We start from the raw sequence: 17,149 nt of genomic DNA, 5'->3' as shown, positions 1-17,149 counted from the left end.
CGTTCTATTTGCGGTACTTGAGTATATGGCAATTTAGCTGGCCAATTAAATTTTCATAAATGAAATAAAAAACTATTGCGATCTAAATGCGATGTATGGTACTGCCAATTCATTTTCAAAATCTTTTCAATAGATTCACGAAGGTTGCAAAAGTTACTCGGCTTATTTAGATATATATTTGCTCCATTAACAAAAGTCTCTTCAATATCCTTTTCAGAAGAAGACGTAGAATAGATTGCTATGGTAATATCGTTCAAGGACGGGTTGGTACGTATTTCCTTAAGGCATTGCATGCCGTTCTTAAGAGGCATATTTAGATCTAGAAAAATCAGGTCGGGCAAGACGATTTTGGGAAGGTTCAAATAATCCATCAATTCCTGCCCATTATTATACAAGGACAATTTGGTCTTTATTTTAATTTCATCAATAGCTTCCTTAAAAAGAATTCTATCATCTTCATCATCATCGGCCAATGCTATATTTAGAATTTTATTAATTGTACTCATTCGAATTGTACTCATATATTTCTCACTATATATTATTTATTTTTTCCATATAGGGTTGAATACATAAACTTCTGGAATATGTACAATGAAATTCCTAGCTACCGTCATTCTGCCCGTAAACGTCTTATTTAAAAAAAAATTAAAATTTAAATCAAGTATCTTTCTATTTTCCAAACAAGAAGTTCAAACATTCATAGGACTCAAAATATTTATTAATAAAATTAAAAACCCTACATGAGATCATAAATTAACGGCTTTTAAATTCCCCATTCGCTTATTGTACAAAGCGCACGAACCACTAATATAGCGCAATAATTCTCACGACGTATTCGAACTTTAAAATAAAAAATTCTTCATCTCTAAGTAAGATCCATTTTGATAATATAGCTGGAATGGTGGCACAATGATAAATGAAAATTACCATCCATTTTAACATATTAAGTTTTTTTTTTATCATTATTGAACTTTTTATTTTTTTTATTTGACTAGTTGCATTTCAGCTATTAAGCTCTTGGAGTGGGACACCCGATAAAATTATCGATTAAACAATAGGGCAAAGGACTGGTGTTTATAATTATTATATTAGAAGCACACTTAAAAATCAAAAGGACTAATTTTATAAACGCCAATTTTTCTAAAAGAACACATTAACTGCATGAATTTAAAATCATAATAAAGTTCTATATTTAAGCAACATATTACATACCTAGTATTATAATAAGCAATAATTATCGCTGGGCATGTTTTTAATATCTAGGCAATTTTATTTGGCAAATGCGAATAAATTGCCTTATTTCAATTTTTAAATTTAACCTAGCTTCACTAGGATGAACCTTAATGTTCTTGGTAACGGAAATAGATATACTCAATAAAAGATGAAAATACAGGTGCGTGATGTTGCCATTCAACAAATAATGCAAGATTTATCCAAAAGTTTTAAAACAGACTTAAATAAAAATGACGGTGAATTTAGTGTTGAGCTCCCAATCGAATTAGGTAAGGGCCACATCAAAGGAATCTATTTTGACCATGGTCTAGGAGTATTAGAATTCAACTTCATTTTGGAAAAAAAATTGATTTTGGAATATACGAAAGGGGAAGTACATCCTTTGAAATTATTATTTAATCGGGAGTCTTCTTTTCATCACAATTTCGATCAATGTGAAGAATCCCATGAAATAAATCGTTTGGAAAATGTGATACTTTCCAGTACACCACTAAATAATCATGTTTTTATTTTTCCTCCAGACCAACCCATTAGCCTTTTTAGTATTGAGATCAATCGGAAATTATTCGAAGAAAAGATCAGTGGCTTTTTAATGGATATGAATGAGGACCTGATGAAGTTATTCAGGGACGTGAATGGCACACAAATTTTCTATCACAAAGACTTTTACAGTTTGGATATATCCCGGTTTTTAGAAGAATATTCTGAATGTAATCTTGCCGATTTTTTGAAAACAGTCTATCAGGAAGGAAAGGTCTACGAAATTTTGACGCATTTGTTTCAACAATATTTGGACGACTTAAACGGTTCAGGAATGCATAAGATCCTTCGTAAGGCAACTATTGAAAAAATAGAAATGGCGTCCAAAATAATCAAGTCTGAACTGGATAGTATGGATAATATTGTGGACTTGGCGAAAAGAGTGGGGGTAAATCAAAATAAATTACAACAGGGCTTTAAATTCTTGTACAAAACATCAGTAAATGAATATATACAGAACTATAGGTTAGAGAAGGCTAAAGAGCTATTGGAGACCACTGAATTAAATATAACAGAGATCACCTATAAAATTGGAATCAGCTCGAGAAGTTACTTTTCCAAACTTTTCAAAGCCAAATATGGTATTTCCCCAAAGGAATATTGCAATCAGTTCAGAAAACAAGCCCAATAACCTAACTTTTAATTATTTAAATAAAAATTACACTTTAATAAATTACAGAAAACTTAAATTCAAAAACCTTAACCATGGTATTATGCTACCAGTAAATTCATTGTTGATTGGGCAAGGTTGATTATTGCCTCAATTCTATCCAAAAGTTCGAATATGAATTTATAAGAGGTATTCTACTAAAAAATTATTCTTTGTGCTCTTCGTTTATTGACTTGATCGATACCAATATTTTAGGAATTTCATTAGAATGGTAATTTAGACTTGTTCCTTTTTGGAATTGAGAAGCATAATCCGTCATTTTGTTCCTCCTGTCACTTCAACGGATTACTCAAATTTGACAATCTCTACCATATTAAAACACAGTTTTTTGTTACTGCAATCTTTATACTTTGAAGGAATTCCTAATGACTCTCCAATAGGGCTTATGACAATTCAACGAGAAGCAATAACAGTACGATGGGCAAATCAGAAAAAATAGTTGGATTGCGATAAATTTAATCCTTATTGCAACATTTACAGAATGATTCTGATAGTAAATTGTCCTGGATTCTTGTGGTTGTTGTTTAAAGCTTAATCCGATTTAGGCTGTTGATTATGAATTGTTTTGCTTCGAGCTTCACTAACTAAAAATCCACAAAGAACAATATATATTATATCCTAGTTGGATTAAATTAAAATACTATGAAAAATGACATTAATAGTTGGAGCCGCAAAGACTCACAAAAAAAAATAATTTCGAAAACCCTTGGTCATTTATATTTCAATGAATCGCAAAGGACTTACAGTCAAGACAGTAAAAAAATGACAAAAATTGCATGTATATCCACCTATCCCCCTAGGGAGTGCGGTATAGCTACATTTTCCAAGGATCTCCAACTTTCCATTGAAGAGCGATTCGGAGGCAAAATGAAATTGATAATTTTTCCATTGGAGACTCAAACCGATAGCCATAAATACCCGTGTAAGATTGGTGGTGTATTAAACACCGATTATGAAATGGACTTTTTAAAAGTTTCCCAAAGCATAAATAGCAATAAGGATATAGCATTGATCTTAATCCAACACGAATTCGGTTTATTTAAAAATAACGAATCCGCCTTTTTAAAACTAATTGATTCACTTAAGAAACCTGTAGTAATTACTTTCCACACTGTCCTTCCCAATCCCAATAGTGATTTAAGAAAACAAGTGCAAAGTTTAGCTAGAGGCTGCCAAGAAATCATAGTAATGACCAAGGCGTCTGCGGATATCCTCGAAAGGGATTATGCAGTGCAGAGGAATAAAATAGTTGTTATTCCCCATGGTACGCATTTAATTTCAAATGGAGATAAGGATGAATTAAAACATAAATATGAATTATCCGGTAAAAAGGTACTTTCAACTTTCGGATTGCTAGGGCCAAATAAGAATATTGAAACAACTTTGAATGCACTACCGGGCATAGTCAAAAAGTTTCCAGAGGTTATGTTTTTAATAATTGGCAAAACACATCCATCGTTAGTTAAAGATTTTGGGGAGGATTATCGTTTATTTCTGCAACAATTGGTCGACAGGCTGAGCTTGCAGGATAACGTCAGATTTATAAACGATTTTCTTCCCACTCCACAACTTCTCCAATATCTTCAGCTTACCGATATTTATCTATTCACTTCAAAAGACCCCAATCAAGCGGTTAGCGGTACTTTCGCGTACGCCTTAAGCTGTGGATGTCCAATAGTGTCCACACCTATACCACATGCTCTAGAGGTACTGGAAAATCAAGCTGGTGTAGTATTTGATTTTTCGGATTCCAGCCGATTGCAACAAACCGTTATAAGACTTCTCAAAAACCCTCAAACTTTGGCAAATATGAGTTTAAACGGCCTACATACGACCTCCGGTAGTGCCTGGGAAAATGCCGCCATTGCGCACGCCAGAATTTTTGAGCGGGTAGGAAGGGGAATGGTTCACCTTGAGTATAGTTTTCCAGCTCTAAATTTAAAACATATCAAGAAAATGACAACAAACGTGGGCATAGTTCAGTTCTGTAAAATTGATGTGCCGGCATTGGAATGGGGTTACACTTTAGACGATAATGCGCGTGCCATGATAGTTTTTTGCAAGCATTACCAACTTACTGAAGATCCTATGGATCTGGAATATATAAAAAAGTATCTAGCTTTTTTGGATGGCTGTTTTCGACCTGATGGAAAATTTTTAAACTATGTTGATGAATATTGCCATTTCACATCCCAAAATGGAGATGTAAATCTAGAGGATGCCAATGGTAGAGCGATATGGGCGCTAGGTTATCTTCTTTCAATATCCTCAAAGTTTCCATCCAATTACGCCTATCTAAATGATAGGGCTGAATTTCTACTTTCAGAAGCGCTAGATAATCTTTGGAGTTTGAGATCACCACGTGCGATGGCATTTTCCATAAAAGGGTTAAGTTATTACGCCTTGGAACATGGAATTATTAAAGTGGAATCTTTGATAAAGTCAATGGCGGATCGCTTGGTGAGACTTTATTTGAACACTATACAAGACAACTGGCATTGGTTTGAAAGTTCTTTTACATATGGAAATGCTGTGATTCCAAATGCTTTAATGTTGGCATATATTATAACTGGAAAAACAGTTTATAGGGAGGTAGCCGTGACCACTTTTGACTTTTTACTTGACAAAATTTTCATTAATGACATGGTACGGGTCATCTCCAATAAGAATTGGTTTAAAAGAGGTGATACATTCAATCCGGAATTTCAAGGAGGTGAGCAGCCCATTGATGTTGCCTATACTATTCTGGCTTTGGATCTATTCGATTTTGAAATTCCAGATAAAGGGTATGGAGCCCTCAAAGTTCGGGCTTTTGAATGGTTTTTAGGCAATAATCCATTGAACCAAACAATCTACAATCCATGTACAGGTGGTTGTTATGATGGTTTGGAACTTTATAATGTTAATCTTAACCAAGGGGCGGAATCGACCTTAAGTTACTTATTGGCTAGAATGTGCTTTAGGGAAAATCTTTGAGCCATGAAGAAAGTTAGGGAAATCGATGATACAGCAATGTGTATTTCACGAATTAGACGAGGCAAGGGGTATTGCTTTTATAATGAAAATGGTGAAAGAATTACTGATAAAAAAACCTTGACACGTTTGAGAAAATTGGTCATTCCTCCCATGTGGAATGAGGTATACGCCTGCCGTTTTGATGACGGTCACATTCAAGCAACGGGCCGGGATTCAAAAGGTCGTAAACAATATATTTATCATTCGGTCTACGAAAAAAAGCGTCAAGAGGAAAAATTCCGCAAAATGCTGGATTTCTCCAAAGTACTTCCCAAAATCCGCAAACAGGCTCATAGAGATTTAAATATTAAGGAATGGGGCAAAAGTAAATTGCTTGCATTAGTTGTTTTGATTTTGGATGAGTACGGCATTCGGATCGGTAATAAAGAATATAAAAAACAGAATGATTCTTATGGATTGACCACGCTACGTAGAAAACACCTTTCAATAGATGATGATGAGCTTGTTTTATCCTTCAAAGGAAAAAGTAATCAGGAACAACAGGTCTATATAGACAATGAAGAATTGATTCCATTTATAACAAAGGCAGCCAGTTTACCTGGATACGAGATATTTAGATATAAAGACAGACATGGAGTATTTCACGATGTTGATAGTGAAGATGTCAATTGTTATATAGCTGACTATATGGGACCTGGTTATACCAGTAAAGACTTTAGAACTTGGGCCGCCAACCGTTTGGCTGTTGAATTCTACCCAATTGCACTGTTGGATAATAAAATCGGAGGTCGCAAAAAATTCAGTAATATAATTATAAAAATGGTTGCTTCTGAATTGGGAAATACACCATCAGTATGTAGGAATTATTATGTACACCCCGCCATTTTTAATGCTATCGATGAAAAAAGTTTACCGAATCCCAATCCATATCGGAAATCCAAGAATAAATATGGACTTACGCCTAGTGAAAAATTAGCTAGAAAGGTGATTGAAAAAAGCTCTAAAGAATATTAATGCTAATGTATCATTGTGCATTACTACCAAAATTTAGTTGAGGATGTTGGATCTTCAAAAAAACAATAGCTTCAAGAACTATGATCACAACTGGATATTTGGTGATGTTACCTTTGATCACTAATATATTAGACAATAATGCCATGGAATTATCAATAATTGTTGTTGCCGGATTATTGGGCACCTCCTTCATGACCATATTCAGCCAAATACTTGGAAAAGTAATGGGGCAAAATTTTAATGAAGCTGAACTGATCAACAAATTGCTCAATAGAAGGGGTAGAACCTATCACTATTTGGGTTGGTATATTCATTATGCTATAGGGTTCATTTTTGCTGCCGGTCTTAGGGCCCTTTACCTACTCACGGAATTTGAACGATATATAATAATTGGAATTCCGATAGGGTTAGGACTGGGTGCCTTTGGGGGGATGTGTTGGTATATATTTTTCTTTAAAAAAACAGAAACGCCAAATTTAGAATTTAAGAATTTTTTTGGGCAACTATTGATCGCTCATGTAATCTTTACTGTTGTCGTACTTTCCATCTTTCAAATCATGAACCAATTGTGATTTTCTTCCTACACCTCCCTCACAATTTCAACATAACTGACCCTAGAAAAATTTAGATCGTTATCCCATAAAAAAACTGGGCAGAAGAATTTACAGTAACCTTTTTTTTAAGTTAATAATGCCTTCAATCGGGATAATAAAGTCTGTATATGTCTATTATCTTCATTCAACATTTATAATTTAAAACATTATACTTATAATTTAAAAATATCACACACTATGAAAAATTTGGAGGATTTATTCGAGCATCAATTACAGGATTTGTACAGTGCTGAAAAACAATTGATAAAGGCATTGCCCAAAATGGAAAAAAATGCCAATAACAGCAAGTTAAAAGAAGCTTTTGCCAGTCATTTGGAGGAAACAAAAAATCAAAAAAAAAGGTTGGAGGACATTTGTGATCAACTGGACATTGATCCATCAGGAGAAAAATGTAAAGCCATGGAAGGTTTGATCAAGGAAGCGGAAGCCTTTATAGATGAGGCCGATAACGATAAAATAATGGATGCAGGCCTTATTGCTGAAGCTCAACGAGTTGAGCATTATGAGATATCAGGATATGGGACCGCTGTCCGCTACGCTAAGGAATTGGGACATGCCGATATCGCCAAAGAGCTCCAAAAAACTTTGGACGAGGAGTATAACGCTGACAATAAATTGGATAAATTGGCAGAAGGGCGTCTTAATAAAGAAGCAATGGCGTAATATCTGGCATTAAATTATTTAGGCGTCTCTGGTTAATTTGAGACGCCTTTTTTTTATCAAATGGACATTAATCATTTACATTATAGATTATGAAAAATATTATTTGGGCATTAGTAGCTCTTCTAATTATAGGTTGGTTATTGGGTTTTATTGTATTTAAAATTATGGGAGGGTTGGTACATCTACTTCTAATTCTTGCGATAATTTTATTAATTTTCAACTGGTTCAAGGGACGGTCAAAAACTCCAAAATAACTTCCACTTATAAAAGCAAATTATGCGGCCATGGCATTATCGCTCCAATTAAAATCATTTCTCTCTGGGGTGATTCTTGGAACTTTACGCACATCGGCAAAAATACCTATCAATCGGAACCCATTCATATAAAAATACATTCGGGAAGACAGATGTCTAATAATTAGAGAATAATAATTTATTCTCTAATTCTTCCAGATCCCAGGAATGCCTACTAGCATAAGATAACTTAGGAAGACACACTTTTAGGGATTTATACTAGTTTTTTCAAAAAACACTCCTGAAAGGTAAATACCCAGAATTAATAGAATCAAAAAAAATACTATTATAATAAATCCGGTTTTGGTTATACCGTTCTTTTGAAAGATATAGTTCCTTGTAGGTTCTTTTTCTTCTTTGACAAATTTAGTATCCTGATCATTTTCTTTTTTATCTTTCATACGTTTTTAGATTAATTGCACTTAATATTTATATATTAATTTTCGATCAAATTATCTCAAAATGAACTGGGACGTTACTCTTATAAAAAATATAATTGTCCCAATAACAAATATTGATTTGACCAATCTAGACGTAAGGGTTCATATCATTATCCGGCCCTAAGTAAAATGAGGAAATTAAAAAGGGTCTTAATTCCGAATGGATTGAGACCCTTTTCTTGATGCTGGACTTGCTAAGATATTACTTGGTTACATATCAATTGAATTCCCATCCTTATCGAAGTACAAAGCACCTGAAGTACCGTTTTCCAAGGTTACTTCTACCTTGTATTGTTCACTTTTATTTACATAAGCGTCACCAATGGTGGAATTCGGATAATCTCTCTTAATCGCGTCCGAAATTGCTGCCGGTAGGTCAGATTGATCGATTTTTTTAAAATCGTCCTGAGTCTGTTCTACGGCAACTTCTTGTTGCGTCTGTTCTTTATTTTGGGCGTAAGTAGTAAACCCTACAATTGAAAACACTGTCATTACTATTAACTTTTTCATGATATAAATATTTAGATTATTAATTTAATTACCATAACCAATGAAAAGATCATACCATTTCGAAATATTTCATAACTAACTAATAATTAAAGATTTATGTATTTAAGTGTATTTTAAATTGTATAAAGCTGTGTAAAGAATTATGATGTAGTATCATAACTTCACAATTTTACACAAAAGTATAATACATTAGAAATCAGTAGTACAATACAATAGAGATCGTTTATTTTAGTATATTTTCAAATAATATATGGGTATTTGCGTAGTTAAATATCAATTCCTCGTTTGGTACCAATGAATGCAAGTTAGAATCAGGACCTTAGGTTGCCGACAATAATAGACATGAAATCGAAAAAATAGGATTTTAGCCCTATAAGCTGCGCTTGCAACAATTCCTATAAATCAAAAGTGGCAGATACAATTGTCTAATTATCTAAGGTAATTGCACATGGAATTATAGCTGAATATTTGATGACTTAAAATTGATTAAAACTTGGATATCCTTTAACAGTGAATGTTCAAGAACAACTATTTTATACGGACTTTTTAATCTAATTGTGATCCAATATTCAGATCCAAATAATAGTTAAACCTTCTAACATCAACATCAAGAGTATAAACATGTAATACAATTGTGGAATTGGATAGATACTTAAGGCCTTGAGAATTGTTGAATTGCCATATCGGATCAAGAGTTGTACATTACCTTGTCCATAACTATATCATACTTTTGATATCATTTGTCCAGGTTGGATAGGTGAAAATGGTATTTTTTAATTTATCAATAGTAATATCATGATTGATAGCCATTGCAAAAATGTTGATAGTTTCTGCTGCATTTGATCCCAAGAGATGGGCCCCTAAAATTAATTTTGTACTATTATTCCAAATTACTTTAAAGGTATAAGCTGGAGAATTTATTCGTTTGGCGCTAAACCAATCTTGACCAGAGTTATAACTGACACTAACATTATTATATTTACGTTTGGCCTCTTCTTCAGACATTCCAACAGATGCCAAATTTGGCAATGTAAAAACGGCAGAAGGTACAACAGGGGTATTTACTTTTTTACTATTACCATTAAGAATATTATGTGCTACAACTTCACCTTGGATGGCAGATATAGGTGTAAGAGGCAAGCCATGTTCCGATACATCGCCACAGGCATAAACCCTAGGATTTGAAGTATTCTGTAGGAACTCATTGACAACAATACCTTGTTCAGAAAAGTTTACATTTGCTTTTTCTAAGTTCAACATTGCGATTGAGGGTTCCCTTCCCGTTGTATTAAAGACCATGGAAGTATTTATGATATTTACTTTGTCAGACTGTTTAAATTCAACGTTATAAGCGTTACTCACATTTTCAATTTTTATTACCTCGGCATTAAGAACAATCCTGATCCCTAAATCTTGAGTAACATTGGTTAAATAACTTGTCATATCTTTATCAAAAGAGGATAATATCCTTGACCCGTGTTCAATAATAGTTACTTTACTACCAGCTCTCGCCGCCATATGGGAGAATTCCATACCTATATATCCTCCACCGATAAATACTATTTCTTCTGGTAAATTATTCAAGTTCAGAAAATCATCGCTAATATTCAAGAATTCGGCACCTTTGACATTAAGTAGGCGTGGTACATATCCGGTAGCAATGACAATTTTTCCCGCTTTAATTTTTGAATTTTCTACCTCAAGAGTGTCACTACTGATAAATCTTGGAGATTCATGGAAGAGTTGGATTCCTAACTCCCCTAAATCCTTTTCTGTGGATTGTGGGACATTTTTTGTGAATTCAAGTTTAAAACGTTGAGGTCAAGCCAGTTTAATTCAGGTGGTCGAGATATACCCTTACCTAATAAATTGGAAGCCATTTCACATACTTCCGTAGGTCCTAATAGTACTTTTTTAGGGTCACACCCTCTATTGGCACAGGTACCTCCGAATTCGCGATTATCGGAGATAGCTACCTTTAGACCTGCCTTGACACAACATTTTGCCACTGTTCGCCCTGCGCCACCACTACCTATAACAAAAACATCTACTTCTTTCATAGTCGGAAAGTTATCTTTTATCTATGTCAATCTTGGATGTTTTCCAATAATTAATTAGCTCAAGAGTCAAGCATATACATACATATATGTATATATGCAAAACTCCAAAGCCGACAGATATTATTCACTTATTATCAAGGCAAATTTTATGGAGATATTAATTGTAGAAGTTACCATTCCCTTCATAATCATGACTTGATCCATTGTAATTTGTGGTTTAATCATAAGGATGATTCGCCAATGATTTAATTAGATATCGGTTCAATCTTCAATTTATTAATTAAGAACAATTTCAAAATTTTAACGCACAGGTTGCTTGGCCAAGGACAAAACCAAATCCATTTATTTATAAAAAACAAATTATTTTCAAATAAAGTACCCATCATAATATACATTTTCCACATTGTAAAATGACCAACCTACCCGGTTAATTTTTTCTTTAAATGGGCTAAAACCCCTTTTCCAATGTTCCTAATTTTAACTAACAATTTGATGTAATAATCAAAGTAAAAGAATAATAACACTAAAAGTAGAAACTATGGAAAAATTAAAAATTTTAACTATATGTGCTCTTGTGATTGGCGTATATGCCTGTAATGGGCATAAGGAAAAAAACAATATGGACTCGTCAAATAGGTTAGAAGACACAAGAAAGGGGGACTATGCAAATAAAGAGCCAGACGCTGGCAGTCATGTGAATTCGGCATCTAGGCCCTCTGACTGGAGGAAGGAGTATGATTCACATATGGACATTTCCGACATATATGGCAGTTTAAACATGAGTGATTCTCAAATAAGGGAATACGAATCAGCTTCCAAAACCCAAGGAGATAATTGGCAAAGGAAAAATAAAACCAACATAGACAATCAGGCTATATTGGTACGTCGCGACAGCAGTCTACAATCGGTCCTTACACCGGAACAATATCAAAAATATAAAGAGATGTCCAAGGACAAAAAAACTGAATAATAAGCAAAACCATTTATCAATTTTATTAATCCGTTAAAACAAATAAAGATGAACACAGAAAGATTTTCAAATACAAGAATAGATAGAGTTTTCAATAACACTCAAAGTGCCCACGACTATTATGACAGCCTGATTGACAGGGGTTATGACAAGGACGATATCACTATTTTAATGTCCAAAGAGACCAAGGACAAATATTATGATTCCGAGAACGAGGACACGGGAAGCGAGGCCTTAAAAGGAGCAGGAGCAGGCAGTGCTATCGGAGGTGCAGCTGGAGCTATAGTAGGTGCAATTGCCGCTATTGGCACTAGTTTGGTACTTCCTGGCATCGGCCTAGTGGTAGCCGGACCTTTGGCTGCTGCCTTTGCCGGCGCTGGAGTCGGTGGTGCAGGGGGGGCCATTGTTGGAGCTCTCACTAAAGCTGGGCTTTCTGATTCCAAATCAGCTGAATACGTCGATTATTTGGAAGAAGGTAAAATAATAATTTCAGTTGATCCCAAAAGCTATGAAGATAGAACCTATTTACGGAATCAGGACGGAATTATTTATTATGACGACAATTACTAATACCTCAATTATTTACTGTAACTGGAGCACCATTGCATTATGGTGCTCTATTTTTATAATTGTCCACAAACACCTATTTAACAATGTTTCATGCATACTAATTCTTATAACCAGGCCATTTTTAAAGGTATTTATATTCTGATATAGGTCAATTGTATCTCGAGTAAATATAGATTTTTGTGTATGGTTACTGTTGGACTTGCACTAATGACCTTAAGTCCATTAATTACTTTCCAAATCCTATGTTTTCAAATCCTTTCTAATTAAAAATTACGAATCATGATAAAGCATAAAGTAATTCGTCAGATATTTACACTTTTTTTGATTCTTTTGATGGGGGGTCTTATCTTCAAGGAAATGGCACCTTATCTTTCAGGTGTCCTTGGAGCCATAACGATGTATGTAGTGCTCATCAAACCTTTAAATATATTGGTCTCCAAAGGCTGGAATAAGTACGTAGCCACAATAATGTTAATGGTTATATCATTTATTGCCATATTGTTACCAGTAGCAGGTGCCATTATTATGCTTGGAAATAAAATTGGCAGCGCAGTAAAGAATTCAGAAAAAGTTGTAACGGCATTTAAGACACAATTAGGGAATTTGGAGAATCGCTTGGGGTACGATTTAACCTCACAGATCGATGCTTCGGCGGTATCTGGTTGGGTATCAAAAAATCTGCAGGGGATTGCTGGAGGTACTTTTGACACTGTAATTGCCATTTCTATAATGTATTTTTTCTTGTTCTATATGTTGACCAATCGTAAAAAATTACTCCAATCCTTGTTCGAATATATACCTATAAATGACAACCATCTAAACCTCATTGGTAGCGAAACTCGTGAAATGGTGAGAGCAAATGCCATAGGGATTCCATTGGTCGCCATAGCACAAGGAATTGTTGCCCTACTTGGATTTATTATTTTTGATATTGAAAATCCATTCTTTTGGAGCGTTATAGTAACTATAGGTTCAATGATTCCTTTTATCGGTAATTTTTTAGGAACTATTCCGGTCTTTATTCTATCCCTTTCTAGTGGTGATACCTTTCAGGCCTGGGGTATTCTGTTATACGGCATTGTGGTTATTGGTATAACCGATAATGTCATACGCTTGTACGTACTTCAAAAACTGGACGATGTTCATCCGCTTATTACCCTTACAGGAGTAATTGTTGGAATTCCTTTATTTGGATTCATCGGGTTGATTTTTGGACCATTACTAATTAGTCTTTTTCTTTTAATAGTTAAGATATATAATGCCGAGTACGGTAGGAACAAGAAGATTATAATATAATTGAGCTCGATTATTTCTGGGTTTTATTACATGAACCTCGCTTATGGGTGGTAGCCTATTCCTATATGTCATCCTAGGCGTTGTTAAGGACTTTTAAGGGCTGTAAATATCGCCCAGATTGCGGCTCATATTGTAAAATACGGAATGTAAGTGAACAAAAAATGCCGGTAAACCCGGCAATTTATGGTACTTTAACAGTTAAATCTTCAAAAGTTCCCCAATCATTGAAGCTCTAAGGAATTGAGCTGATTTGATCCGATTACTGGTTTATCACCATGATCGAATCTAGATTGAGAGTTCATAAAAAATGAGACCAACTTGTTATTTTGATTGTCCCAATAATCAGCTGTTTCAATTTTAAGGCGCACTAACATTAGTTCAGAATTATCTTTTACTTTAAACCATGCATACATTAGTGGAATCCATAATTCTGACATCTTATCAGTATCATTGACGGGTTCTGCAGTCCCAAATATAGTGATGCAATTATGGCTGCTGGGATCGTTATATATAATCTGGACCCTATTGTCAAACTGAATTGTTGTGCAAATTGCATTCAGTTTTGAAGTTATAAACCAAAGATTACCTTGCTCGTCCATATGCTGCAATGTCATGGGACACACAGAGTAGGGTAACTTTTCAAGTTCACTGGTCATTGTTACGTATTTGGGCATATTCAACAAGGTTTTCAATTTTAGTAAACCGTGTCTATCCAAAGAAAATCTTTTTGTTTTCATTTTTTCAAAAGTGTTATTTATTAATTATTTGATCAAGTCTTACGAATTCTTACCAATTCATGTGTTTCCGCTCTTATACCGGACTTTGTTAGACGGATTCCATTATCCATTTAAAAAAAGGAAATGTGCAATCGCTAAGCATGTTGATGTACGTGTTTTCCTTCCATTATTTCTTCAATAAGCTTTCCGCAAAAAGCTGGTAGATCTTTAGGATTTCTACTTGTTACAAGACCCTGATCGACAACGACTTCCATATCTACCCAATCTGCACCCGAGTTAATTACGTCATCCTTGATACTCTTGTAAGAGGTTATTTGACGATTTCCTATAACTCCTGCACTGATTAGTAGCCAAGGTGCATGACATATAGCACCAACTGGCTTGTTGTCTTCGAAGAATGACCGTATAAAATTTAGGGCTTTCTTATCGGTACGGAGAGTGTCCGGATTCAAAACACCACCAGGTAAGACCAAAGCATTATAAACGGAAGCATTGACTTCGTCCAAATTTTTATCGACCTTTATGGAAGCCCCCCAGTTGGTCTTGTCCCAACTTTTTATTTTCCCCAACTTATTAGAGACAATATGCACGGTTGCCCCTTCAATTTTTAGTGCCTCCAAAGGCCTAAAGAGTTCTGACTTTTCAAATCCGTCCGTTGCTAGTATAGCTACTTTTTTGTCTTTTAATTTCATGGTATTTTAAATTTGTTCAATTATATATTATATAAATATTCCTATTAAAAACTTGGTTTGAAATTAATTCAATTGGACAAGATTGAGTTGTTCATTTTTGACTATGGTGAACTGTATCAATCATAATGGATATTACTTTTGTAAAGCCTCAATTTAGGAGCATTGTAATTATTATCTAGGCGTACCAACGAGGACTCTACTTCTTATGCCTTTCTATAACTAACATTCTTACAAGTTAATTTTTTATGGAATTAGATCAATCCACAATAAATTCTCGATTTAATTTTCACTGTAGTTGGCCTGTACGTTCAAAACAAAAACCATTATGGTGTTATTGAAAATAACGAAGGGGGCTAAGTGAGTATGAACAAGAAATCATTCTATCAAAATATAATAGATGTCAATAATATATTCTAAAATATGAATTACGATGATTTAACTACTTTGGGAATTGCTTTTGGTCTAGGTTTATTGGTAGGTCTTCAGCGCCAGCACGCCGATACCAAAATGGCCGGTGTACGTACATTCACCTTAATCTCAATTTTGGGTGCGGTAAGCGGACTATTATCCCGTGATTATAACAATCCATATATTTTACCGGTTTTCGGTATAGCCATTGCTGCCTTAATGGTGACAGCCAACAATATTAATAGGAAAGAGGGGAACAATGACGTAGGTCAGACTACTGAAGTGGCGGCATTATTGATGTTTGCCATTAGTGGATATCTAGTAATGGGTGATAGGGTCTTAGGGGTAATTGTCGGTGGTGCCATGTCCATCTTGTTGTACGCAAAGCAACGATTACATGATTTTATCGACAAGTTAAAGGACAAAGACCTAAATGCTATTATGACCTTTGCTGGAATTTCCTTAATTGTACTTCCGATTTTACCCAACCAAACATATGGACCATTGGATGTGTTGAATCCGTATAACATATGGTTGATGGTAGTATTAATTGTAGGACTAAGTGTAGTGGGATATTTTATTTACAAATTTGTTGGGAAAAGTACTGGTACCATATCGAATGGAATTTTAGGTGGGTTAATAAGCAGTACGGCAACTACGGTAAGTTATGCAAGAAAAACGAAGGACTCGAAGAATATAGATATTATGGCCGCCTTTGTAATTACGACAGCTTCCGCCATTGCTTTGGTTAGAGTACTTATTGAGGCAGGGTTAATTATTCCGGATAAATTACATCGCATAATACTTCCCCTTGTAGTACAATTTATCATCATGGGCTGTCTTTGTGGACTACTTTTTTATTGGATTAAAAAAAATGGGGAAGAGGAAGAGATGCCAGAACCAAAAAATCCTGCACAATTTAAAAGCGCTTTAATCTTTGGCTTACTTTACGGCTTAATTTTAATGGCGGTGGCTTTTACGAATAAAGAGTTTGGTGAACAAGCACTTTACGCTGTTGCAATAATTAGTGGACTCACCGATGTCGATGCAATTACTTTGTCACTTTCCCAATTAATGAAAAATGATGGTTTGACTACGACTAAAGGGTGGAGACTAATTTTAATGGCCACACTTTCCAATTTATTGTTTAAGGGAATTATGGCAGCTGTTCTTGGAAGTGCACGGCTAACAAAATATATAGCTCTTTCATTTGGGATTTCGATTGTGGTGGGATTGATATTAATATGGGTTTGGCCAGAGTCATGGCATTTATAGAAAATAATTAAGGTTGAATACCAAAAATGCCATTGCCATTGTGTCCAATTTTTAGTTTTCTACTTAGGCACCTTCAGAAGTAGATTAAACACTTGATATTCAGCATATTAATTCGTATTTTAGATAAAACAAAACCCCGAATATGAGTCTCCAGCTCTAAAAACGGGGTATTATCTTAATTACGTATG

General features: G+C 34.6%; 17 protein-coding genes. 10 read left to right on the top strand and 7 right to left on the bottom strand.

Going from position 1 to position 17,149, the window contains the following annotated elements; genetic code table 11:
- Positions 1 to 53: 53 nt before the first annotated feature.
- Positions 54 to 506 carry a response regulator gene (locus QSE00_RS21270; protein ID WP_286107422.1) on the bottom strand — a complete coding sequence of 151 codons (453 nt, stop codon included), beginning with the start codon at positions 504 to 506 and terminating at the stop codon, positions 54 to 56.
- Positions 507 to 1,381: 875 nt separating this feature from the next.
- On the opposite strand from QSE00_RS21270, the gene QSE00_RS21265 reads away from it, so the two are divergent.
- The 6 genes from QSE00_RS21265 (at position 1,382) to QSE00_RS21240 (ending at position 7,964) form a co-directional block, all read left to right on the top strand.
- The gene (locus QSE00_RS21265; RefSeq protein WP_286107421.1) at positions 1,382 to 2,404 is read left to right on the top strand and encodes a helix-turn-helix transcriptional regulator; all 1,023 of its coding nucleotides are present in this window, start codon (positions 1,382 to 1,384) and stop codon (positions 2,402 to 2,404) included.
- Positions 2,405 to 3,085: 681 nt separating this feature from the next.
- Entirely contained in the window at positions 3,086 to 5,419 is a 2,334-nt protein-coding gene (locus QSE00_RS21260; RefSeq protein ID WP_286107420.1) for a glycosyltransferase, read from the top strand.
- Between the two features lie 3 nt (positions 5,420 to 5,422).
- Positions 5,423 to 6,433: a DNA topoisomerase IB gene (locus tag QSE00_RS21255; protein ID WP_286107419.1), complete on the top strand. Its 1,011-nt coding sequence runs from the start codon at positions 5,423 to 5,425 to the stop codon at positions 6,431 to 6,433.
- A gap of 80 nt (positions 6,434 to 6,513) precedes the next feature.
- Positions 6,514 to 7,005, top strand: a complete 492-nt coding sequence (locus QSE00_RS21250) for a hypothetical protein (RefSeq protein WP_286107418.1) — start codon at positions 6,514 to 6,516, stop codon at positions 7,003 to 7,005.
- 219 nt (positions 7,006 to 7,224) lie between these two features.
- Entirely contained in the window at positions 7,225 to 7,710 is a 486-nt protein-coding gene (locus tag QSE00_RS21245) for a YciE/YciF ferroxidase family protein (protein ID WP_215948499.1), read from the top strand.
- Between the two features lie 89 nt (positions 7,711 to 7,799).
- Positions 7,800 to 7,964 (top strand): lmo0937 family membrane protein, encoded by a 165-nt coding sequence (locus QSE00_RS21240; protein WP_286107417.1) that lies wholly within the window; start codon positions 7,800 to 7,802, stop codon positions 7,962 to 7,964.
- 245 nt (positions 7,965 to 8,209) lie between these two features.
- Here the strand turns inward: QSE00_RS21240 and QSE00_RS21235 are convergent, their stop codons facing one another.
- The 4 genes from QSE00_RS21235 to QSE00_RS21220 form a co-directional block, all read right to left on the bottom strand.
- The gene (locus QSE00_RS21235) at positions 8,210 to 8,404 is read right to left on the bottom strand and encodes a hypothetical protein (RefSeq protein WP_215948497.1); all 195 of its coding nucleotides are present in this window, start codon (positions 8,402 to 8,404) and stop codon (positions 8,210 to 8,212) included.
- Positions 8,405 to 8,653: 249 nt separating this feature from the next.
- The gene (locus QSE00_RS21230; protein WP_286107416.1) at positions 8,654 to 8,953 is read right to left on the bottom strand and encodes a hypothetical protein; all 300 of its coding nucleotides are present in this window, start codon (positions 8,951 to 8,953) and stop codon (positions 8,654 to 8,656) included.
- Between the two features lie 717 nt (positions 8,954 to 9,670).
- Positions 9,671 to 10,672, bottom strand: a complete 1,002-nt coding sequence (locus QSE00_RS21225) for a dihydrolipoyl dehydrogenase family protein (RefSeq protein WP_353477489.1) — start codon at positions 10,670 to 10,672, stop codon at positions 9,671 to 9,673.
- 41 nt (positions 10,673 to 10,713) lie between these two features.
- Positions 10,714 to 11,013 (bottom strand): FAD-dependent oxidoreductase, encoded by a 300-nt coding sequence (locus QSE00_RS21220; protein WP_286107415.1) that lies wholly within the window; start codon positions 11,011 to 11,013, stop codon positions 10,714 to 10,716.
- A gap of 538 nt (positions 11,014 to 11,551) precedes the next feature.
- Here QSE00_RS21220 and QSE00_RS21215 point away from each other — a divergent pair.
- The 3 genes from QSE00_RS21215 to QSE00_RS21205 all read left to right on the top strand — a co-directional run bounded on the left by QSE00_RS21215 (position 11,552) and on the right by QSE00_RS21205 (position 13,849).
- Positions 11,552 to 11,983 (top strand): hypothetical protein, encoded by a 432-nt coding sequence (locus QSE00_RS21215; protein ID WP_286107414.1) that lies wholly within the window; start codon positions 11,552 to 11,554, stop codon positions 11,981 to 11,983.
- Between the two features lie 48 nt (positions 11,984 to 12,031).
- Positions 12,032 to 12,553: a hypothetical protein gene (locus tag QSE00_RS21210; RefSeq protein WP_286107413.1), complete on the top strand. Its 522-nt coding sequence runs from the start codon at positions 12,032 to 12,034 to the stop codon at positions 12,551 to 12,553.
- Between the two features lie 279 nt (positions 12,554 to 12,832).
- On the top strand, positions 12,833 to 13,849 hold the full coding sequence (locus tag QSE00_RS21205; RefSeq protein ID WP_286107412.1) for an AI-2E family transporter: 1,017 nt from the start codon (positions 12,833 to 12,835) through the stop codon (positions 13,847 to 13,849).
- A gap of 221 nt (positions 13,850 to 14,070) precedes the next feature.
- Here the strand turns inward: QSE00_RS21205 and QSE00_RS21200 are convergent, their stop codons facing one another.
- Both QSE00_RS21200 and QSE00_RS21195 read right to left on the bottom strand, forming a co-directional pair.
- Positions 14,071 to 14,586 (bottom strand): pyridoxamine 5'-phosphate oxidase family protein, encoded by a 516-nt coding sequence (locus QSE00_RS21200; RefSeq protein WP_286107411.1) that lies wholly within the window; start codon positions 14,584 to 14,586, stop codon positions 14,071 to 14,073.
- Positions 14,587 to 14,720: 134 nt separating this feature from the next.
- On the bottom strand, positions 14,721 to 15,278 hold the full coding sequence (locus QSE00_RS21195) for a type 1 glutamine amidotransferase domain-containing protein (RefSeq protein ID WP_286107410.1): 558 nt from the start codon (positions 15,276 to 15,278) through the stop codon (positions 14,721 to 14,723).
- A gap of 420 nt (positions 15,279 to 15,698) precedes the next feature.
- On the opposite strand from QSE00_RS21195, the gene QSE00_RS21190 reads away from it, so the two are divergent.
- A complete protein-coding gene (locus QSE00_RS21190) occupies positions 15,699 to 16,961 on the top strand; it encodes an MgtC/SapB family protein (RefSeq protein WP_286107409.1) in 1,263 nt (420 codons plus the stop codon).
- Positions 16,962 to 17,149: the final 188 nt, after the last annotated feature.

Origin of the sequence: Arenibacter flavimaris (genome assembly GCF_030291335.1) — a bacterium.
Classification (GTDB): domain Bacteria; phylum Bacteroidota; class Bacteroidia; order Flavobacteriales; family Flavobacteriaceae; genus Arenibacter.
Note: the sequence above shows the minus strand (reverse complement) of the source record. Positions and strands in the feature narration are given on the sequence as shown.

Coding starts and splice junctions, on each gene's coding strand:
- QSE00_RS21270 (WP_286107422.1), bottom strand. CDS start 506: ATGAGTACAATTAATAAAATTCTAAATATAGCATTGGCCGATGATGAT.
- QSE00_RS21265 (WP_286107421.1), top strand. CDS start 1,382: ATGAAAATACAGGTGCGTGATGTTGCCATTCAACAAATAATGCAAGAT.
- QSE00_RS21260 (WP_286107420.1), top strand. CDS start 3,086: ATGAAAAATGACATTAATAGTTGGAGCCGCAAAGACTCACAAAAAAAA.
- QSE00_RS21255 (WP_286107419.1), top strand. CDS start 5,423: ATGAAGAAAGTTAGGGAAATCGATGATACAGCAATGTGTATTTCACGA.
- QSE00_RS21250 (WP_286107418.1), top strand. CDS start 6,514: ATGATCACAACTGGATATTTGGTGATGTTACCTTTGATCACTAATATA.
- QSE00_RS21245 (WP_215948499.1), top strand. CDS start 7,225: ATGAAAAATTTGGAGGATTTATTCGAGCATCAATTACAGGATTTGTAC.
- QSE00_RS21240 (WP_286107417.1), top strand. CDS start 7,800: ATGAAAAATATTATTTGGGCATTAGTAGCTCTTCTAATTATAGGTTGG.
- QSE00_RS21235 (WP_215948497.1), bottom strand. CDS start 8,404: ATGAAAGATAAAAAAGAAAATGATCAGGATACTAAATTTGTCAAAGAA.
- QSE00_RS21230 (WP_286107416.1), bottom strand. CDS start 8,953: ATGAAAAAGTTAATAGTAATGACAGTGTTTTCAATTGTAGGGTTTACT.
- QSE00_RS21220 (WP_286107415.1), bottom strand. CDS start 11,013: ATGAAAGAAGTAGATGTTTTTGTTATAGGTAGTGGTGGCGCAGGGCGA.
- QSE00_RS21215 (WP_286107414.1), top strand. CDS start 11,552: ATGGAAAAATTAAAAATTTTAACTATATGTGCTCTTGTGATTGGCGTA.
- QSE00_RS21210 (WP_286107413.1), top strand. CDS start 12,032: ATGAACACAGAAAGATTTTCAAATACAAGAATAGATAGAGTTTTCAAT.
- QSE00_RS21205 (WP_286107412.1), top strand. CDS start 12,833: ATGATAAAGCATAAAGTAATTCGTCAGATATTTACACTTTTTTTGATT.
- QSE00_RS21200 (WP_286107411.1), bottom strand. CDS start 14,586: ATGAAAACAAAAAGATTTTCTTTGGATAGACACGGTTTACTAAAATTG.
- QSE00_RS21195 (WP_286107410.1), bottom strand. CDS start 15,278: ATGAAATTAAAAGACAAAAAAGTAGCTATACTAGCAACGGACGGATTT.
- QSE00_RS21190 (WP_286107409.1), top strand. CDS start 15,699: ATGAATTACGATGATTTAACTACTTTGGGAATTGCTTTTGGTCTAGGT.